The sequence below is a fragment of the Halosolutus halophilus genome, from assembly GCF_022869805.1.
GTDB lineage: Archaea > Halobacteriota > Halobacteria > Halobacteriales > Natrialbaceae > Halosolutus > Halosolutus halophilus.
In genome coordinates this window covers 2982711-2999498 of sequence record NZ_CP094974.1, presented here as the reverse complement: position 1 = coordinate 2999498, position 16788 = coordinate 2982711, and the positions used below count along the sequence as shown (strand labels likewise).

Sequence of the window (16788 nt, the reverse complement as noted above, 5' to 3'; positions counted from 1 at the left end):
GGCCGGACGATCATCCGATGTCGATGCGGCCGGTTCGGATGATGGCGATCGCCGCGGCCATCTTGAGCAGATCGCCGGGGATCAGCGGCGCCGCGACGACCGCGAACGCCTCGGCGAGTGCCGTGTCGGTGACCCAGGCGTACCAGCCGAAGCCGGCGACGTAGATCACCGCGGTCGCGATCGCCAGCCCCGCGACGACGACGGGCAGGGGGACGGACGCGGGGTCGCGGAGGTCGCCGCCGCGGTGGATGACGAACCCAGCGATAACGGCGCCGAGCGGGAACGTCCAGAGGAACCCCGCAGTTGGCCCGACGAGCACGCCGAGGCCGGCGCTGAACCCGGAGAAGACGGGTGCACCCATCGCTCCCACCGCCAGGTAGAGGACCATCGAGGCCCCGCCCCAGTACGGGCCGAGATAGAGCGCGGCCAGAAACACGATCAAGGTCTGTAACGTCCCCGGGACTGCCGAAATCGGGATCGAGACGAACGCGGCCGCGCCCATCAACGCCGCAAGTAACGCGGCTCGAGCGACGGCTCTGACGGTTTCGCCTCCCACGAGATCGACGTCGGACTGTTCCGTTTCCATACCGCCGGATCGATCGTATACCCGGATCAATACTTCGGTTTACGACACCCGTTTCGATCACAGGCATCGCTCTCACGCGTTCGAACTGGTTCGTACACGTCGCGCGATCTGTTCGAAACAGCGGGCTACCTGTCGGTTCCGGCGACTGTCCGGTAGCGTCGCGCAACGCGGCTTCCCCTTCTTCGGACGGGACTTTCTCGGTTGGAAGAATTCGTTTCGCCCAGTAACGTCCGATTGTGTCCGCGATGCAACCGAAACGGACGGCGACCTTATGCGCTCGTTCGATCCCTCGTGAGGGAGCTATGGGTTCGAGTAGCACGGCAGTACGACGTGGGGGAGATCGGTGGACAGGATCGACGTTTCGATCGCGGACCGGGACTGCGGCCCGGGGCGAAGGGACGGGTTCGAAACGGGGGAAGGGTGTATGACACGATCGTCCGCGACGGCGGCAGTGGTGGTCCTCGTCGCCGTCGGAATGGCGACGAGCATGGCTGCCCTGCCGCTCCTCGGTGGTGGGACCGGGAACGTCGGTGACGTGGGAGCCGACACGGGCGGAGTCGTTTCGGCCGCCGACGGCGAACCACAGTTCGATCGCGGGTCGGCAGTCAGTGGGTCCGATGACGGTACGGCGGCCACCGCGCTTGATCGCGAGGCGGCGACCGGGGCGACGAACCCGCGACTGGTCTCGATGGAACCGACGACGGCGTCGGCGAGCGACGGCGGGAGTGCGACCGCGTCGCTCTCGCAAGCACAGGAAGACGCCGTCGAAACCGGCGTCCAGGAGGGGATCGACCTCGTCCAGTCCCAGGGCGTCGAGGTGACCCAGGAGCAGGAGGCCGCCGCGATCGAGGGGGCGCGCGAGTCGGTCGCCCGGCACCAGGAGGCCTCCGTCGAGCAGGTTCAGGAGGCGACGAAAGGGGCAGTCCACGGCACGCTGATCCAGCAACAGCGCGTCGAGGTCGAGCAGGTCCAGTCGGCGGTCGGCGGGGCCACCGACGGCGCGCTGGCCCAGTACCAGACGGTCGAAGCGAGCCAGATGCAGAGCGCGACGTGGGGGGCGACACACGGTGCGATCGCCCAGAAACAGCGCGTGACCGTCGAGCAGATTCAGGTGGCGACCCGCGGTGCCGCCGCCGGGGCCGCGAGCGAGGCCGGCGACAAAGACGTTCGGGAACAGCCGAAGATTCAGGAGGCGGCCCAGGGGGCGGCCTACGGCGTGCTCGAGCAGTACCAGAAGATTACGGTCGAGCAACGGCAGCGGGTCTCCCTGGAGCACGTCCAGAACGCTGCTGCCGGCGCGTCCGCGGGTGCGCTCGACGGGAGTACGAGGGCGGCACTCGAACAGGAGCAAGACGTCGACGTCGAACAGCGCCAGCGGGTGACGATCAAACAGGTCCAGAAGGCGGCCGCGGGCGCGGCGGCCGGCGCGATCGTCCAGAAACAGGAAGTCTCGGTCGAGCAGACCCAGGCGGCGGCACGCGGCGCCGGGAGCGGGCCGCTGAAACAGGTTCAGCGGGTCACCGTCCGGCAGGTCCAGCGGATCTCCATCACGCAGATCCAGGAGGCGTCCTTCGGCGCGGCGAAGGGGTCGATCACCCAGAGCCAGGAGGCGACGGTCGAGCAGATCCAGGTGGCGGCCGACGGGGCCTCTCAAGGTGTCCTCGTCCAGCAACAGGAGGTTTCGATCACGCAGATCCAGTTCGCCGCGCTCGGGGCCGCGAAGGGGTCGATCGAGTCGGCGGTTCAGCGCCAGATCGTCGAGGTCGAGCAGATCCAGGCCGCGGCACGCGGTGCCGGCGAAGGGGCGGTGATCCAGAAACAGATCGTCGACGTGGTCCAGGTGCAGAAACTCGCCGAGGGGACCGCCGGCGGCGTGCTCGTCCAGCACCAGGAGGCGACGATCGAGCAGATCCAGATCGCGGCCCGCAGCGCCTGCCAGGAGACGGCCCGTGCGGTCCAGTTCCAGCGGATCAGCGTCACGCAGCTACAGATCCTGAGCCAGGAGACGGCGTCCGACACGGCCGCCTTCGCCGTCGACGAGGGGGTCGACGACGAGACCGAACTCCGACAGTTCGCGCAGACCGAGACGGAACAGGAACTCGAGGAGATCGACGAACTCGAAGGTGCGGCGTCGATCGCCTTCGAGGACGGCGAGAGCGACGGCGAGCGCGTCGTCGTCGACGAGGTCGATCTCTCGGAGGGCGGCTTCGTGGCGGTCTACGCCGGCGCCGACGTCGGTCTCGAACCCGACGCCGTCCTCGGCGTCTCGGAGCACCTCGAGGCCGGCACGCAAGAGGACGTCGAGATCCAACTCGACGAACCGATCGCGGACGACCAGCCGCTGGTCGCCGCCGTCCACCACGATACGGACGACGACCGGACGTTCGACTACGCCGAAACCGACGGCGAGGAGGATCAGCCGTACGTGACTTCGGGCGGATCGCCCGTCCTCGACACGGCGATCGTCGAGGTCGGGGACGGCGCTGACGAAGAGGAGGAAGCCGAAGCGGCCGAACCCGAAGGGACGCTGTCGGTCGCCGACCAGACGGGCGACGGCGAGACGCTAACGATCGAGGAGGCGAACGCGTCCGTCGAGTACGCGATCGCCGCGGAGTACGACGGCGAGACCGTCGAGAGCGAGACGTTCGAGCCGAACGAGACGATCGAGAACGAGTCTCTCGATCTCGATCCGCCGATCGAGGAGAACACGACCGTCGACGTCGCGCTCGTCGGGCCGGACGACGAGGAACTGGCGAACGAGACGATCGAGTACGCGATCGCGGACGAGGCCGACGGAGACGACGAAGCGCCGGAGGCGTCGCTGACGGTCGAGAATCAGACGGGCGACGGCACGAACCTGACGGTCGAAGCGGCGAACGCCTCGGTCGAGTACGCCCTCACGGTGACCGACGAAGACGACCAGCGCATCGGCGAAACGGACCCGTTCGTTCCCGGGGAGCCGATCGAGAACGAGACGGTCGATCTCGACCCACCGCTCGAAGACGACGCGACGCTCGACGTCGAAGTCGTCGACGAAGCCGACGAGGAACTGGCAAACGAGACGATCGAGTACACGGTCGAGGAAGTCGAATCCGAAGCGACGCTATCGGTCGCGGATCAGGAGGGCGACGGCACGAACCTGACGGTCGAAGCGGCGAACGCCTCGGTCGAGTACGCGCTTACCGTCGTCGACGAGGACGGCCAGCAGATCGGCGAAGCAGGTCCGTTCGATCCGGACGAAACGATCGAGAGCGAGACGGTCGATCTCGACCCGCCGCTCGAAGACGACGCGACGCTCGAGGTCGCTGTCGTGCCCGCCGTCGATCCCGAGGCGGACCCCCTCGCGACCGAGACGATCGAGTACACCGTCGCCGAGGAGTTCGCCGTCGAGTACCTCGACTGTTCGAACGCCGAGGTGACCGGGACGTTCGAGGAGGGCGACGAGATTATCGTCACAACTGGCTTCTACGAGTCGGGCGCGGACGGCAATTCGGTCGGCGAGTACGCGATTACCGTCGGCGAGGACGTGTCGGCCCCGTTCGACGGGACGCTCACCTACGAGACCGGCGAGGAGTTCGCCGTCGCCGAGACGGAAGACGGGGCGACCGTCGAGGTTCCGTCGGGCGACTTCGGTGCCGCGATCACCGGCTTCGCCTCGCCGGACGCGACCCCCGACGAGATCGATTACCCGAACCCGGACGCCGAGCAGTGCATCCTCGAGGTCCGGCCGGAACTGCCCGCGATCGCCGTCGTGGAGACGACGCCGACCGACGACGGGATCGACGTGACCTTCGGCTACGAGAACCCGAACGACGCGCCCCTGATCGTCGACAGCGAGTTCGTCGAGGGGACGACGGTCCAGGAACCGATCGAGGAACTCCAGCCCGGAGAGAACACGTTCACCGTCGAGTGGACGCCCGCGTCCGACGGCGAACGACTCGTCTGGGAGATCGACATGACCGGGTACGATTACGAGGACGTGCTCAGGGCCGAGAGCGCAACTGCAGGAGAGATAGCGCCGTCAGACGCCGGGACTGGAGAAACAGGGCCGGCCGACGAACCGGGAGAAGACGCACCGCCCGGACCGAACGATGAGTCTAATGGGGAGACCGGTCCCAGCGACGGGGCCGACGGACCGGGTGCGGGTGACGGGCCGCCCGACGAACCTCCCGGCGGAGGTCCGGACGAATCTCCGGATGAGGGACCGGATGATGATCCGTTCGGCGACCCCTTCGACGGAGTTTCCGGCGTCGGGGCGACGTAACCGTCCCATTCCGGCTACCGGTCTCGAATCGTCGATCGATCGAAAACGAGTGTTGCGCGTGGTTGCCGTTCGATCTCGTCTCGCCCGCTCAGTGCTGGTGGCCGGTCGCTTCGCCGAAGGTGACGCCGAACCGTTCCTCGAACAGATCCATCACGCGCTCCTCCTGGGCCTCGAGTTCCGGGTCTGTCTCCTCGCCGTGGTGGACGAGGTGGTGAGCGCGGCTGGCGAACGACAGCAGCGTCACGTCACCGATCGTCTCGGCGGTACTCTGGTCGCCCTCTGCGACGAGGTCGACGAGTCCACTCGGGACCGTCACGTCGTCGGTCGAGCCGTCGTCGGAACTGATCGAGATCGTCGTCGTGTCTACTTCGTTCGTCATACCACTACGGTAGTGAAGCGTGCCTAAAGGTGCTGTGGCTTGGGGCCGCCGTCGCCGGGACGGTCCCGCCGGGTGGTCGACCCGCGGGACGATCCCCGGTGTGTTTTTGCGCCTTGGCGTCGAACGACCGCACATGCCTTCCGTCGAACTCGAGGAAGAGACGATCGAACGGTTGGACGCACTGCGCGTCGATGACGAGTCCTACGACGAACTCGTGACCGAACTCATCAACATCTACGAGGCCAGCGAGTACACGATGTTCCACGCCGGCGATTGAGCCGGGATCGGCCGTCGACGGTTTTCGGAGCGCTACTGTTTTCCGCCGTCGGTTGCGGTGCGTCGGACCGATTCCCACCGCCCGTTGGCCTCGAGGTGTGACTGCAGTTCGTCGGCGTACTCCTGGGTGAGTTGTTCGGCGGCCCGACGCTGGTCCTCGTGTGACCCACCGTCGTCACCGCCACCGAGTCCGAGCGCCCCTTTGATCGAGTCGAGGACCCCACCGGACGAGCGCGAGCGCGATCCGGCACCGCCGGGCTGGCCGCCCATCACGCCCATTCCCGACTGGATGTTGTCGAGTTCGGGGATGACCTGTTCGACCTTCTCCGTGTTGGCGACGATCCGTGCCCGATCGGGATCGTCCGGGTGTTCGATCTCGAACTCGGTCGCGGTCATGATCAGGCTCCACTGCTGGCTCGAAAACTGTGAGCCCTGGATCCGCGAGGTGAACTCCTGATCGACGGTCATCCGTGCACCGACGATCCGGTCGGTCCACTGCGTGTCGCTCATGGCCGTCGATTGGTGCGGTGCAGGTATCAGCGTTTCCCTCGTCGACGGGGCTGGCGGGCCACTGTTGGCCGATCGAGCGTCAGTCCAGTCGCTCCGACGTCTCTTCGTGCCGGGTCGACAGCGCCACGTATCGCTCGGCCGTCGTCTCGAGCCGCGGATCGTCGACCTCGGCCTTCGGTTCGGCCGGCGTGCCTGCGACGAGCGTCGACGGGTGGATCTCGGTCCCCTCCGTGACGACGCTCCCGGCGGCGACGACCGCTTTCTCGCCCACGTGAGCGCCGTCGAGCACGACGGCGTTCATCCCGACCAGCGCACGCTCGGCGACGGTCGCGTCGTGGACGATCGCGCTGTGCCCGACCGTGGCGTAGGGCTCCAGTTCGGCCCCCTCGTGCATCACGGCGTTGTCCTGTACGTTCGCCCCTTCGCCGACGACGATCGTCCCGTGATCGCCCCGGAGCGTGGTGTTCGGCCAGACGCTGGCGTCGGCTTCGATCACGACGTCGCCGATGACGACCGCGGCCTCGTCGACGTACGCGGAATCGGCGACCTGCGGTTCCATCCCGTCGAAGGATCGTAACATAAGTGGTGCTGTCTCGGGTATCGTCTTGAACCCACTGGGTTCCGCCGTTACGGGGCCGTGAGCGCTGCAATCGGTGCCACTCGAATCGACGAGAGCGAGGGCACTCGAGTCGACGTGGATCGACTGGCTCGCCGGTACTGACGGTCCGGACTACCAATGTGTGTTGGCGTCATCGATAATCCCGGCAGTGTGAAATCGTCGACGTGCAGCGGGGTCGGCGCCACTGCGCGATCGGGACGACCCCGTTGCCGTGTCATCGCAGGTACCCCACCCACTGGAGGTCGGCTTCCCTTCCGCTCCACTTTATCGTCCCGCTGTCCGCCGGTGGCCAGCCGTCTGACTGGCGTTCATTCGGGATTGACCGACGGGTCGGTCAGGAGTCGTCGTCGGACGGGCGTTCGGAGAGCCGATCGAACCGTTCCCGGATTCGCTCCCGGCGGTCGCGTTCCTCGTCGGGACGGTAGGCCACGTCTCGGAGCGAACCGTCCACGAGTTCGACGTCGAAGACGGCACCGTCGTGCCGTCCGTCCGGCGGGAGTCGCTCGACGTCGACGGCGCGTTCGTCGACGACCGTGCCCTCGTCCTCGAACAGGAGCACGGCCGTGGTCTCGTCGACGATCCGGTCGAGGGTTGCAGTGTAGCGTTCGCTCATGGTACTGTCAGCGCAGTCGTGGGCCGATCGATCGACGGCCGGCGGGCCGTCGGCTGGTCGATCGATTCGGTCTCGGTCGACGAAGAGTCGTTCCCCTCGGGCCCGTTCCGGGGGGCGTGTTTCGTCTCGACGTAATCTTTCGGATCCGTCGACGCGTTTCGCTCGCTCGTCACCGAAACGGTCTCGCCGTCGGTTTCGAGCACGACGTCGCCGTGAACACCGGTCCAGTAGGTTCGGACGTCCCGATCGGCGAGTGACTCGAGCACCTCGTCGTGGGGGTGGCCGTACCGGGACTCGGCGGCGCTGGACACGATCGCGATCTCGGGCCCGACGGCATCGAGGAACGGCTCCGTCGACGCACTCGAGGAGCCGTGGTGCCCGACCTGGTAGGCGTCGGCTTCGACGTCGGCTCCCCGCTGTTCGGCGAGCCGTCGTTCCGCGCGCTGTCCCGCATCACCGGTCGTCAGGTAGGTGAATTCCCCGAATTCGATCGTGAGGACGAGACTGCTGTCGTCGAGGTCGTCCGCCCGGTCGGACGCGCCCGCCGGTGGATTCAACACCGACGCCTCGACGGTGTCGCTCTCGAGCGAGAGGTTGTAGCCTTCGCCGATTTCGAACAGGGTCACGTTGTACGCCGCGACCGCGTCGAGGTACTCGTCGTAGGTCTGGCTCGTGTGGACGACCCCGGAGTCGTAGACCGCCCCGACGCCATCGCCGTGCTCCTCGAAGTGTTCGATGACGGCTGCGTGACCGCCGATGTGATCGGCGTGGCCGTGGGTCGCGATCAGGTGGTCGATCCGATCGACGTCCTGCGCGTCGAGATAGTCGATGACGGGGTCGCCCGCGTCCCGCCAGTCGCCCGAATCGATCAGGATCGTCTCTCCGCGTGGCGTGACGACCAGCGTCGCGTCTCCCTGTCCGACGTCGATGTGGTGAATCTCGAGATTGCCGTCGGGTTCGCCCCTCTCGTCGGGGTGCTCGTCGCTCGCGCCGAACCCGATGGCGTAACCAGCGGAGGCGACCAGTGCGGCGACTAGCAGGACCACCAGTCCGCGGCGCATACCCTGTCGTGGGCGTCGATGAATATGGTGGTTGTGGCTAGTTCACATTGGTTGACATCTCAGACCGCTCCCGTACCCCCCGAATATCGGGGGTACCACTGCGATTGGTCGACACTGGGAGAACGAGCGGCGACTACATAACAGTCTATTGAACTTTGCACCCGAGTACGAGACCCTCGTCGCGAGGGCGCTAGAACGCGTCGCCTTCGATCGTCGTCTCCGCGTGCAGGCTCTCCTTCAGTGCGTCGTGGACCTTGCAGAGTTCGAAGGCCCGATCGAGGATCTTCTCGGCCGTCTCGTCGTCGACCTCGGCCTCGACCCTGATGTCGAACGAGATCGACTCGAGTTTGTCGTCGTCGTTGAGTTCGCCCGTCGACTCGATCGCTACGCGACCGAGGTCGCCGACGCCGCGCTGTTCGCCGCCCACTCGCAGCGCGGGCACGTAACAGGACGCGTAGGCGGCCAGCAGCGATTCGAGCGTGTCCGGTGCGTCCTCACCGGTCGCGTCGATCGTCGACTCGAAGTCACGGATTTCGTTCGTCATGCTGAACCCCTCTTCGGAGACGGTGGTGACCTGTTTCGCCATGGCAGTCGAGATGACTACAGCCGGCGCTGTAAACGTTGTTCTCGACGCCGGGACGGTTCGGACGAGTGACAGCGAAAACGCGTCGATCGACACGTCGCCCGGGCGTCGTGGCCGATCCGACCCCGGAACGGACACCGTCGCGATCGATTCGGCCGAACCGATTCAGCCGAGATCGAACGATTCGTCGCCCTCGAGTGCGACGACCTCGGCATCGCTGCCGGCCGCGGTGACCTCGCGATCGAAGTCCGCGGGATCCTGTTCGATCGGCGGGAACGTGTCGTAGTGCATCGGGAACGCGTAGTCGACGTCGAGCCAGTCGACGGCGATCGCGGCCTGCCAGGGCCCCATCGTGAAGTGGTCGCCGATCGGGACGGCCGCCGCGTCGGGTTCGAGGAACGGCGCGATGACGTCACGCATCTCGGGCATGAGGCTGGTGTCGCCGGCGTGGTAGAACGTCGTCGACTCCGCGTCGGCCGCCTGCGTGGGCTTCGTGTCCGAGACGACGAAGCCGGCAGGCATGCCGGCACTCGCGTCGTACTCGGTCATGATGCCGTTGGTGTGGTCGGCACGGTGCATAGTGACGAACGCGTCGCCACACTCGACGGTCCCGCCGAGGTTCATTCCCATCCCGCCGACGGCGTCCTCGAAGCCGAACTCCGCCTCGCAGTAGGAGGCGAGTTCGGGCGTCGCCACCAGCGTCGCGTCTGAGAACTCGCCGGCGTGGGCGATGTGATCGGCGTGGCCGTGTGTCAGCAACACGTAGTCCGGTGTCTCGACGTCCGACGGCTCCAGTCCGGTCTTCGGATTGTCGAAGAACGGATCGATCAGCAACTCGGTGTCGCCAACGGTGACGTGCCACGTCGAGTGGCCGTGCCAGGTGACTTGCATAGCATTCGAACCTTGGGTCGAAGCAAACTTAAAACTGGGCGAGCGCGAGGGCGTGCCGCAGACGGTGAATACGCCGCCCGTTGGCGCTGCTACCGCCGTCAGCCGCTGCGGAATCGATCGCCTGGCACCCCGCGTACGGTTGTGTACGATCACCAATATTTATACGATAGGTCTCGCAATGATAACAGGCCGCACGCGAACTGACACACCACGCATGCGGTCCGGTCGCGCACCGCGCGATCGTGCTAACGACGCGTCGAGCGTAGTGAGTCGGGCGAGTTCACCACCGGAAACGACCCTCCTCGATGCTCGACGAGTACGGCGACAGAGGGAGCCGGTCCCTCGCCGGTCGGCACTCCCGCCGACGATGCCGTACCGTTTTTTGTACGGCGTTCCTACGACGACCATGCTCGCACTGACCCTCGAGGAGTTCATGGTAGAGCTGAACGACGGATCGATCAAGAACGTCGGCCCGAAGAACAAGTCGGCGACGGTCAAACTGTTCGACGTCGAGTCCGCCGAGGCACGGGCGTTCGGCGACAAGCGCGTCAAACTCGTCTTCGAGGACGAGGACGGCAACGAAATTCAGGTATCGCTGTTCCCCGAGGACGTCCGCAAAATCGCCGACGACATCGAGACGCTCGAGGACGAATCCCCGGTATTCGAGTGACTATTCTGTCACGTGTTTCCGCGATCGATCGGTGTGTTCGTCCCGAACGCATTCCGACAACCGTTTTAGGGCGAAACTGCTTGGTCCGGGTAGATGGGTAACTGTATCATCTGCGGCACACCCGTCGACGGCGAGATCTGCGAGAGCCACGAAGAGGATGCCGTCTTCGAATTCCACGGCAATTCTCCCTCGCAGCTAACCCCCGGTCGCTACTACCGGGGCACTGTCGATGGTTACGCCGACTTCGGGGTCTTCGTCGACATCGGAGACCACGTCACTGGCCTGTTGCACAGAAGCGAACTAGACAAACGACTCGAGAGTCTCGACTGGGAGCCCGGGGACGACGTCTTCGTCCAGGTGCTCGAGGTCCGGGACAACGGTAACGTGGACCTCGGCTGGTCGATCCGGCAACGCGAACGCGAGTTCCGCGGGAAGCTGATCGACACGGGTACCGACGAGGTCCGTCCCGAAGCGTTCGAGACCGAGGACGACGACCACTCCCAGGAGACGGCGGACGGCGGCGATCGGTCCGAGGCAGCCGTCTCCGACGTCGACGCGGACGACGTCGAGGCCGGCGACCTCCAGGCGACCGCCGACGACGGCGGGCCGACCGATACGGAGAGTCCCGCCCCGGACGCGAGCGAAACCGTCGCCAGCGGTAGCGGGTCCGTCGCGACCGAAAGCGCCGCCGCGTCGACGCCGGCGACCGACGACGCGGCCGACGCCGAACCCGCGCTCAACCGGACGACGATCGACGCGATCGACTCGCAGGTCGGCAGCGTCGTTCGCCTCGAGGGCGAGATCACCGGCGTCCGCCAGACCAGCGGCCCGACCGTCTTCGAACTCCGCGACGAGACCGCGACCGTCGAGTGTGCGGCGTTCGAGGAGGCCGGCGTTCGCGCGTACCCCGACGTCGAGATCGACGACGTCGTCGCCCTCGAGGGCGAAGTCGAACGCCACCACGGAGAGTTGCAGATCGAGACCGAATCCCTGAATATTCTCCAGGACGAGGACCGCCAGGCCGTTCGCGACCGACTCGAGAACGCGATCGAGAGCGAGGCTCGGCCGGCCGACGTCGGCCTGCTGGCCGACAACGACGCCGTCACGGCCGTCGAGGACGGCATCGTCGACGCCGCGACGGCGATCCGACGGGCCGTCATGGAGGCCCGGCCGATCGTCGTCCGCCACGGCGCGACCGCCGACGGCTACGTCGCCGGGGCGGCCATCGAACGCGCCGTCCTGCCGCTGATCCGCGAGAAACACACCCGCGAGGACGCGGAGTACCACTACTTCGAGCGCCGGCCTCTCGACGGCCGCGTCTACGACATGGACGCCGCGACCGACGACGTCACGTCGATGCTCGAGGCCCGCGATCGCCACGGCGAGCAACTCCCGCTCGTCGTGCTCGTCGACGCCGGGTCGACCGTCGAGTCCGTCGACGGCTACGACCTCCTCTCGATGTACGACGCCGAGGCGCTGGTGGTCGACGACAGCCGTGCCGACGAGGAGATCGGCGACGCCGTCACCGTCGCCGTCGCTCCCTCGCTCGCTGGTGCCGACGTGTCGGACGTCACCTCGACGGCGCTCGCGGCCAACGTCGCCGCCCACGTCAACGACGGCGTGCGGGCTGACCTCCAGCACCTCCCCGCAGTCAGCTACTGGGAGAACGCACCCGCGGACTACGTCGACCTCGCGGCCGACGCCGGCTACGACGAGACGGCCATCTCGAACCGTCGTGAAGCCGTCGCGCTCGAGGCCTACTACCAGTCCTACAAGGACAAGCGGGAACTCGTCATCGACCTGCTGTTCGAGGACAGCGACGCCTCGTCGCCTCGAAACGATGGGCTCGCCGCCCACGTCTCCGAACAGTTCCGCGCGAAACTCGAGACCGAACTCGAGACGGCTCAGGAGAACGCGACGGATCGCGCCGTCGACGGCGTGACCGTCACGCTGCTGGACACGGACGCGTTCACGCACCGGTACGACTTCCCGACCACCGTCCTGCTGCTGGACGAACTGCACCGCCGCGAACGCGATCGGGCCGACACCCCGTTCGTGACGCTCGGCGTCGGGTCGGACGAACTCCACGTCCGCACGACCGCCTCGCTGAACGTCCGCGATCTCGGCGACGCGATCGCCGAGCGAGCACCCAACGCAGGCGTCAGCGTCGTGGGCGGTGCGGACGGTCACGTCGAGTTCCTGCCGGGCGAGCGCGATGCGGTCCGTGAGGCTGCGCTCGACGCACTCGCCGAGACGCTCGCGTAAGACGCGCCCTTCTCCGCTGTCAGCGACTCCCGAGCAGCGGCAGGCACGTTCGGTTCGTTCGGTCGTTCGGTTCGCGTCGCTCTCGCAGAACTGCCGATCTCCGGCCGCCGTCGCGACGTATCGAGAGCCGTCTCAGGAGGACACCGGTCGGGCGTCGGCGCGGATCGAATCGAACACGCTGGCCGCCCATTCGCGTGCGATCCTCGCGTCGGTGTCGACGAACACGCGCATCGTGCCGGTTTCCTCGTCGTAGCCGCCGACGCCGACCCGATCGTCGAACAACGCGAGGCCGTACGGAAGGGCGTCTCTCGTGCGGACGGTGACGTTTCCCTCGTCGATGGCCGTCGCGAGGGCGGTGTCCGACTCGTCTCGAAGCGTCTCGACGGTGTCGGGGACGTAGACGAGTTCGACGGTCCGATCTTCGAGCAGGTCGTCGGACGTCTCGAGCCCTGGCGGAATCATGTGCGTCGTATTGAACCCGCGGAACGTGTCGCTCTCGCGCAGGAGCGACAGGAAGCGCGCGATCGGTGCGTAGGGGTCCGACGGGGTGGCGACGGTGACCGTCGCGTCGGCGAAGGGTTCGATGACGAACTCCTCGTGGTCTTCGCAGATGTACTCGAACAGCGGGTCCAGTCGCCGCGCGGTCCGGAGGTAGCCCTCGAACTTGCAGACGCCGTCGGCGACGACCGTCCCGAGCCCCGTCAGTTGGTAGCGATTGTCGACGCGCTCGCCGTACCCGTGTTCCTCGAGCCAGCGAACGAACCGGTGGCTCGTCGCCCGTGAGACCTCGAGCGCCTCCTCGATCTCGCGCCGATCGAGGGGGTCGGCGAGCAACGCCTGCAGCAGGTCACCGTGTCGGATGACGTCGACCATCTCCTCGGTGTCCGGAAACGGTTCTCGTTCGCGTCGCTGCTGGTCCCGGTGGATGTCGCGGTCGTATCGGATGAGTTCGTCGAGAAGGCTGCGTGTCACGGCTGGGTCACTCCTTGGTATCCATTAACACGCAGTACTCCGCTCACCTGCTTAACCCTGTCTCACGTGATGCTCGCGGGCGCGATCGGTGCGACGGTCGTCGCCGGTGTTCGTCGCCGCGGGCGCGCGACCGATCGACGACGCCGGCGAGTCACCCGCACGCGGGGCGCGTAACCGCCTCACTCGTCTTCCGATCCCTTCTCGGCGCGTTCTCGCCGTTCTCTCGCGACTACCGTGGCATCCGGCCAGGTTACGCTCCCGAGGAATGGAATGCCGATCCGCTCGGCGGCGCGAGCGATCATGTGCGCACCCGTCGGCACGGTCAGGAAGAGGAAGGCGATCCCGATGATCGCGGTCAGCCCCTCCTCGCCGGGCCCGAAGTGGACGAAGCCGGCCATGAAGATCGCGGCGGTCCCGAGCGTCGTCGGCTTGCTCGTGGCGTGCATCCGGTTGTAGACGTTCGGCAACCGGAGCAGTCCGATCGTCCCGACCGTCAGGAAGAACGCGCCGACCGCGATCAGGACGATCACGACGCCGGTCCGGATCATTCGATCACCTCTCCCTGGGTGACGAACTTGGCGACGGCGACCGTCGCGATGAAACCGATGATCGCGAGCACGAGACTCACGGTGACGAACAGCCCGCGATCGGTCTGGATAGCGAAGAGGACGGCGATGGCGACGACGTTCGTCGCGATCGCGTCCAGCGCGACCACGCGGTCGGGGTTCGTCGGTCCCCGGATCACGCGGTAGCTACAGAGCACGCACAACCCGCTGACGAGTATCAACGCTGCACCCACTGCCGCATCGAGCACGGCTGGATCGATCACCTCACTCATCGTCGACACCTCGACGTTCGCGCCCGGACGTGCTGTCTCTTTCCCCGCCCGAGACGACGATCGCCGGCGGCCGGTCGTCCGGCGACGCCTCCTCGTCGAACATCTCGAGGGCGTAGTCCTCCCACTCCCGGATCGGCGCGGCGATCGCCTCCGGATCGCGGCCGTCGACCGCGTGGACGTACAGCGCGTTCGTCTCCTCGTCGTAGTCCAGAGTGACCGTTCCGGGCGTGATCGTGATGCTGTTGGCGATGGTCGTGATCGCGAGATCGGTCTCGACCCGGAGCGGAACCAGGATCACCTCGGGTTCGATCGGCATCCCGGGTGAGAGCACCCGGTAGGCGACGTCCAGGTTCGCGCGAACGACCTCCCACGAGAAGGTCGCGAGGTAGCGGGCGGCGGCCGGGAGCGCACGCGCTCCCCGGCCGAGGTCGATCCGCTTGACGTACAGCCGCCGGAAGACGAACGCGACCGGGAGCCCGACGACGAGTCCCAGGAGGAACTGTCCGATCACCGCCGAGGGAGTGAGTTCGACGCCGCGGACGAAGATCCACAGCAGGGCGAAGACGACGCCGGCGACGGGCCAGGTTCGGACTCTCATTCGTGACCCCCTCCGGCCTGATCGCCGGTCGGCGCGTACTCCCCGACGGCCTCTCTGTACCCCTCGCTGTCCAGCGCGGCCGACGCGGCGGCGTCGGCGAACTCGTAGACGGGTTCGAACCCGACCCCGACCGCGACGATGGCCGCTGCCAGCACGACGACGACGCCGACCTGGACCGCGTCGGCGGTGGCGCCCTCGACGGCGTCCGTCCGGGCACCCCAGAAGCTCAGGTTCCACGTCCGCGTCACGTACGCGATGGTCAGCAGCGAACCGACGAGCAGGAGGACGAGTACCGACGCCGCCTCCGCTCGAGCCGCGACGTCGAAGACGAGGAACTTGCCGAAGAAGCCCGACAGCGGCGGGATTCCGACGAGCGCGAGCGAACCGACGAAGAACGCGATCGCCAGCGGCGGCGAGCGACCCGCCAACCCGCCGAGGTCGGCCAGTCGGCTCGTCCCGGTGGCCGACCGGATCGCACCGACCGAGAGGAAGAGGAGCCCTTTCGCCAGCGTGTGATTGAGCGCGTACACCAGCGCGGCGACGATCCCGACGTGGCGCAGCGTCGGGTTCGCCGTCGTCGCGGCGATCGCGACGGGGACCGCGATGAACCCGACCTGGCCGATGCTCGAGTACGCGAGGACGCCCTCGAGGGAGTCCCGGCCGACGGCTCCGATCCCGCCGACGAGGATGCTGGCGGCGGCCATGACGGACAGGGCGGCCCCGACGAACGCGAGCGGGGAGTCTCCGGCGACGGCACCGACTCCCGGTACCTCGAGGCTCACCGCGATCTGCGCGTCGCCGAAGACGGTAAAGGAGAGGCGGATGATCGCGTAGATGCCGACCTTCTTCGTCGCTCCCGCGAGCAGTGCGGCGACCTGTGGCGGCGCGGACCGGTAGGCCGTCGGGATCCAGAACTGGAAGGGGACGAGTCCGGCCTTGATCGCGAACACCGACAGCAACATCGCGAGGAGGCCGACGATCGGCCCGGGATCGATCCCGTACGCGACCGGGTCGGCGATCCGCCGGGCGAGTTCGGCCATGTTGAGCGTGCCGGTCGTGGCGTAGATGCCGCCGACGCCCAGCAGGAAGATCGCGCTCGCGAGCAGGTTCAGGGCGACGTACCAGAACGCGGCGCGGGTGTGCTGGGGGCCGCCGTAGTAGGCCACGAAGATGTAACTTGCCATCAACATCACCTCGAACCAGACGAACAGGTTGAACAGGTCGCCGGTGAGGAAGGCGCCGGTGACCCCCAGCGCCAGGAAGTGAAACAGCGGGAAGTAGTAGCTTCGCCGATCGAGTTCGGGCAACACGCGGGTCGAAAAGACCAGCGACGCGATGCCGAGGATCGCAACCATGGTCAGCATGAACGCCGAGAGGCCGTCGACGACGAGCGTGATGCCGAACGGGGCCGGCCAGTCGCCGACCTGGTAGGTCGCGATCCCCGGCGCGTCCGGCGCGAGGACGATGTACCAGTCGATCGCCGCGACGGCGATCGCGAAAGCCGCACCGCCGGCGAGGCTCACGCCGATCCGGCCTCGCGGCCGCCGGCCGAGCAACAGGCTGCCGACGGCCGCGACGAGGACGATCAGCATCGGCGCGATCACGAGCTGGGACTCCGTTCCGATCGGCATCGCGGTCAGTGGCGCGGTCGTCATCGTCGAGG

Annotated in this window: 17 protein-coding genes; 4 read left to right on the top strand and 13 right to left on the bottom strand. The window is 67.1% G+C overall.

Annotated features, from left to right (window positions below):
* Positions 1-10: 10 nt before the first annotated feature.
* Entirely contained in the window at positions 11-586 is a 576-nt protein-coding gene (locus MUG98_RS14650) for a biotin transporter BioY (RefSeq protein ID WP_265108186.1), read from the bottom strand.
* Positions 587-1010: 424 nt separating this feature from the next.
* On the opposite strand from MUG98_RS14650, the gene MUG98_RS14645 reads away from it, so the two are divergent.
* Positions 1011-4850, top strand: a complete 3840-nt coding sequence (locus MUG98_RS14645) for a DUF7282 domain-containing protein (protein ID WP_265108185.1) — start codon at positions 1011-1013, stop codon at positions 4848-4850.
* Positions 4851-4938: 88 nt separating this feature from the next.
* On the opposite strand, the gene MUG98_RS14640 is transcribed toward MUG98_RS14645, so the two are convergent.
* The gene (locus tag MUG98_RS14640; protein ID WP_265108184.1) at positions 4939-5229 is read right to left on the bottom strand and encodes a DUF7545 family protein; all 291 of its coding nucleotides are present in this window, start codon (positions 5227-5229) and stop codon (positions 4939-4941) included.
* 133 nt (positions 5230-5362) lie between these two features.
* Between MUG98_RS14640 and MUG98_RS14635 the strand changes: the two genes are divergently transcribed.
* Positions 5363-5506 carry a DUF7557 family protein gene (locus tag MUG98_RS14635; RefSeq protein WP_265108183.1) on the top strand — a complete coding sequence of 48 codons (144 nt, stop codon included), beginning with the start codon at positions 5363-5365 and terminating at the stop codon, positions 5504-5506.
* Positions 5507-5538: 32 nt separating this feature from the next.
* Here the strand turns inward: MUG98_RS14635 and MUG98_RS14630 are convergent, their stop codons facing one another.
* From MUG98_RS14630 to MUG98_RS14605, 6 genes are all read right to left on the bottom strand, one after another.
* On the bottom strand, positions 5539-6015 hold the full coding sequence (locus MUG98_RS14630) for a DUF5799 family protein (RefSeq protein ID WP_265108182.1): 477 nt from the start codon (positions 6013-6015) through the stop codon (positions 5539-5541).
* A gap of 79 nt (positions 6016-6094) precedes the next feature.
* Complete coding sequence (locus tag MUG98_RS14625) at positions 6095-6595, bottom strand: gamma carbonic anhydrase family protein (RefSeq protein ID WP_265108181.1); 501 nt, start codon at positions 6593-6595, stop codon at positions 6095-6097.
* 373 nt (positions 6596-6968) lie between these two features.
* A complete protein-coding gene (locus tag MUG98_RS14620) occupies positions 6969-7247 on the bottom strand; it encodes a DUF3006 family protein (RefSeq protein ID WP_265108180.1) in 279 nt (92 codons plus the stop codon).
* On the bottom strand, positions 7244-8308 hold the full coding sequence (locus tag MUG98_RS14615) for a ComEC/Rec2 family competence protein (RefSeq protein ID WP_265108179.1): 1065 nt from the start codon (positions 8306-8308) through the stop codon (positions 7244-7246). The genes MUG98_RS14620 and MUG98_RS14615 overlap by 4 nt, the downstream gene beginning before the upstream one ends.
* Positions 8309-8498: 190 nt before the next feature.
* Positions 8499-8894 carry an OsmC family protein gene (locus MUG98_RS14610; protein WP_265108178.1) on the bottom strand — a complete coding sequence of 132 codons (396 nt, stop codon included), beginning with the start codon at positions 8892-8894 and terminating at the stop codon, positions 8499-8501.
* Between the two features lie 162 nt (positions 8895-9056).
* Entirely contained in the window at positions 9057-9782 is a 726-nt protein-coding gene (locus MUG98_RS14605; protein ID WP_265108177.1) for a metal-dependent hydrolase, read from the bottom strand.
* Positions 9783-10188: 406 nt separating this feature from the next.
* On the opposite strand from MUG98_RS14605, the gene MUG98_RS14600 reads away from it, so the two are divergent.
* Both MUG98_RS14600 and MUG98_RS14595 read left to right on the top strand, forming a co-directional pair.
* A complete protein-coding gene (locus tag MUG98_RS14600) occupies positions 10189-10452 on the top strand; it encodes a hypothetical protein (RefSeq protein ID WP_265108176.1) in 264 nt (87 codons plus the stop codon).
* A gap of 93 nt (positions 10453-10545) precedes the next feature.
* On the top strand, positions 10546-12717 hold the full coding sequence (locus MUG98_RS14595; protein WP_265108175.1) for a DHH family phosphoesterase: 2172 nt from the start codon (positions 10546-10548) through the stop codon (positions 12715-12717).
* A gap of 132 nt (positions 12718-12849) precedes the next feature.
* Here MUG98_RS14595 and MUG98_RS14590 read toward each other — a convergent pair whose 3' ends face one another.
* The 5 genes from MUG98_RS14590 to MUG98_RS14570 form a co-directional block, all read right to left on the bottom strand.
* Positions 12850-13689, bottom strand: a complete 840-nt coding sequence (locus MUG98_RS14590; RefSeq protein WP_265108174.1) for a helix-turn-helix transcriptional regulator — start codon at positions 13687-13689, stop codon at positions 12850-12852.
* A gap of 179 nt (positions 13690-13868) precedes the next feature.
* Positions 13869-14237: a monovalent cation/H(+) antiporter subunit G gene (gene mnhG / locus MUG98_RS14585; RefSeq protein WP_265108173.1), complete on the bottom strand. Its 369-nt coding sequence runs from the start codon at positions 14235-14237 to the stop codon at positions 13869-13871.
* On the bottom strand, positions 14234-14527 hold the full coding sequence (locus MUG98_RS14580; protein WP_265108172.1) for an MrpF/PhaF family protein: 294 nt from the start codon (positions 14525-14527) through the stop codon (positions 14234-14236). Before MUG98_RS14580 ends, mnhG begins: the two co-directional genes overlap by 4 nt.
* A complete protein-coding gene (locus MUG98_RS14575; RefSeq protein ID WP_265108171.1) occupies positions 14520-15125 on the bottom strand; it encodes a Na+/H+ antiporter subunit E in 606 nt (201 codons plus the stop codon). Before MUG98_RS14575 ends, MUG98_RS14580 begins: the two co-directional genes overlap by 8 nt.
* Positions 15122-16780 (bottom strand): complex I subunit 5 family protein, encoded by a 1659-nt coding sequence (locus tag MUG98_RS14570; protein WP_265112465.1) that lies wholly within the window; start codon positions 16778-16780, stop codon positions 15122-15124. The genes MUG98_RS14575 and MUG98_RS14570 overlap by 4 nt, the downstream gene beginning before the upstream one ends.
* Positions 16781-16788 lie beyond the last annotated feature (8 nt).

Coding starts and splice junctions, on each gene's coding strand:
- MUG98_RS14650 (WP_265108186.1), bottom strand. CDS start 586: ATGGAAACGGAACAGTCCGACGTCGATCTCGTGGGAGGCGAAACCGTC.
- MUG98_RS14645 (WP_265108185.1), top strand. CDS start 1,011: ATGACACGATCGTCCGCGACGGCGGCAGTGGTGGTCCTCGTCGCCGTC.
- MUG98_RS14640 (WP_265108184.1), bottom strand. CDS start 5,229: ATGACGAACGAAGTAGACACGACGACGATCTCGATCAGTTCCGACGAC.
- MUG98_RS14635 (WP_265108183.1), top strand. CDS start 5,363: ATGCCTTCCGTCGAACTCGAGGAAGAGACGATCGAACGGTTGGACGCA.
- MUG98_RS14630 (WP_265108182.1), bottom strand. CDS start 6,015: ATGAGCGACACGCAGTGGACCGACCGGATCGTCGGTGCACGGATGACC.
- MUG98_RS14625 (WP_265108181.1), bottom strand. CDS start 6,595: ATGTTACGATCCTTCGACGGGATGGAACCGCAGGTCGCCGATTCCGCG.
- MUG98_RS14620 (WP_265108180.1), bottom strand. CDS start 7,247: ATGAGCGAACGCTACACTGCAACCCTCGACCGGATCGTCGACGAGACC.
- MUG98_RS14615 (WP_265108179.1), bottom strand. CDS start 8,308: ATGCGCCGCGGACTGGTGGTCCTGCTAGTCGCCGCACTGGTCGCCTCC.
- MUG98_RS14610 (WP_265108178.1), bottom strand. CDS start 8,894: ATGGCGAAACAGGTCACCACCGTCTCCGAAGAGGGGTTCAGCATGACG.
- MUG98_RS14605 (WP_265108177.1), bottom strand. CDS start 9,782: ATGCAAGTCACCTGGCACGGCCACTCGACGTGGCACGTCACCGTTGGC.
- MUG98_RS14600 (WP_265108176.1), top strand. CDS start 10,189: ATGCTCGCACTGACCCTCGAGGAGTTCATGGTAGAGCTGAACGACGGA.
- MUG98_RS14595 (WP_265108175.1), top strand. CDS start 10,546: ATGGGTAACTGTATCATCTGCGGCACACCCGTCGACGGCGAGATCTGC.
- mnhG (WP_265108173.1), bottom strand. CDS start 14,237: ATGATCCGGACCGGCGTCGTGATCGTCCTGATCGCGGTCGGCGCGTTC.
- MUG98_RS14580 (WP_265108172.1), bottom strand. CDS start 14,527: ATGAGTGAGGTGATCGATCCAGCCGTGCTCGATGCGGCAGTGGGTGCA.
- MUG98_RS14575 (WP_265108171.1), bottom strand. CDS start 15,125: ATGAGAGTCCGAACCTGGCCCGTCGCCGGCGTCGTCTTCGCCCTGCTG.
- MUG98_RS14570 (WP_265112465.1), bottom strand. CDS start 16,780: ATGACGACCGCGCCACTGACCGCGATGCCGATCGGAACGGAGTCCCAG.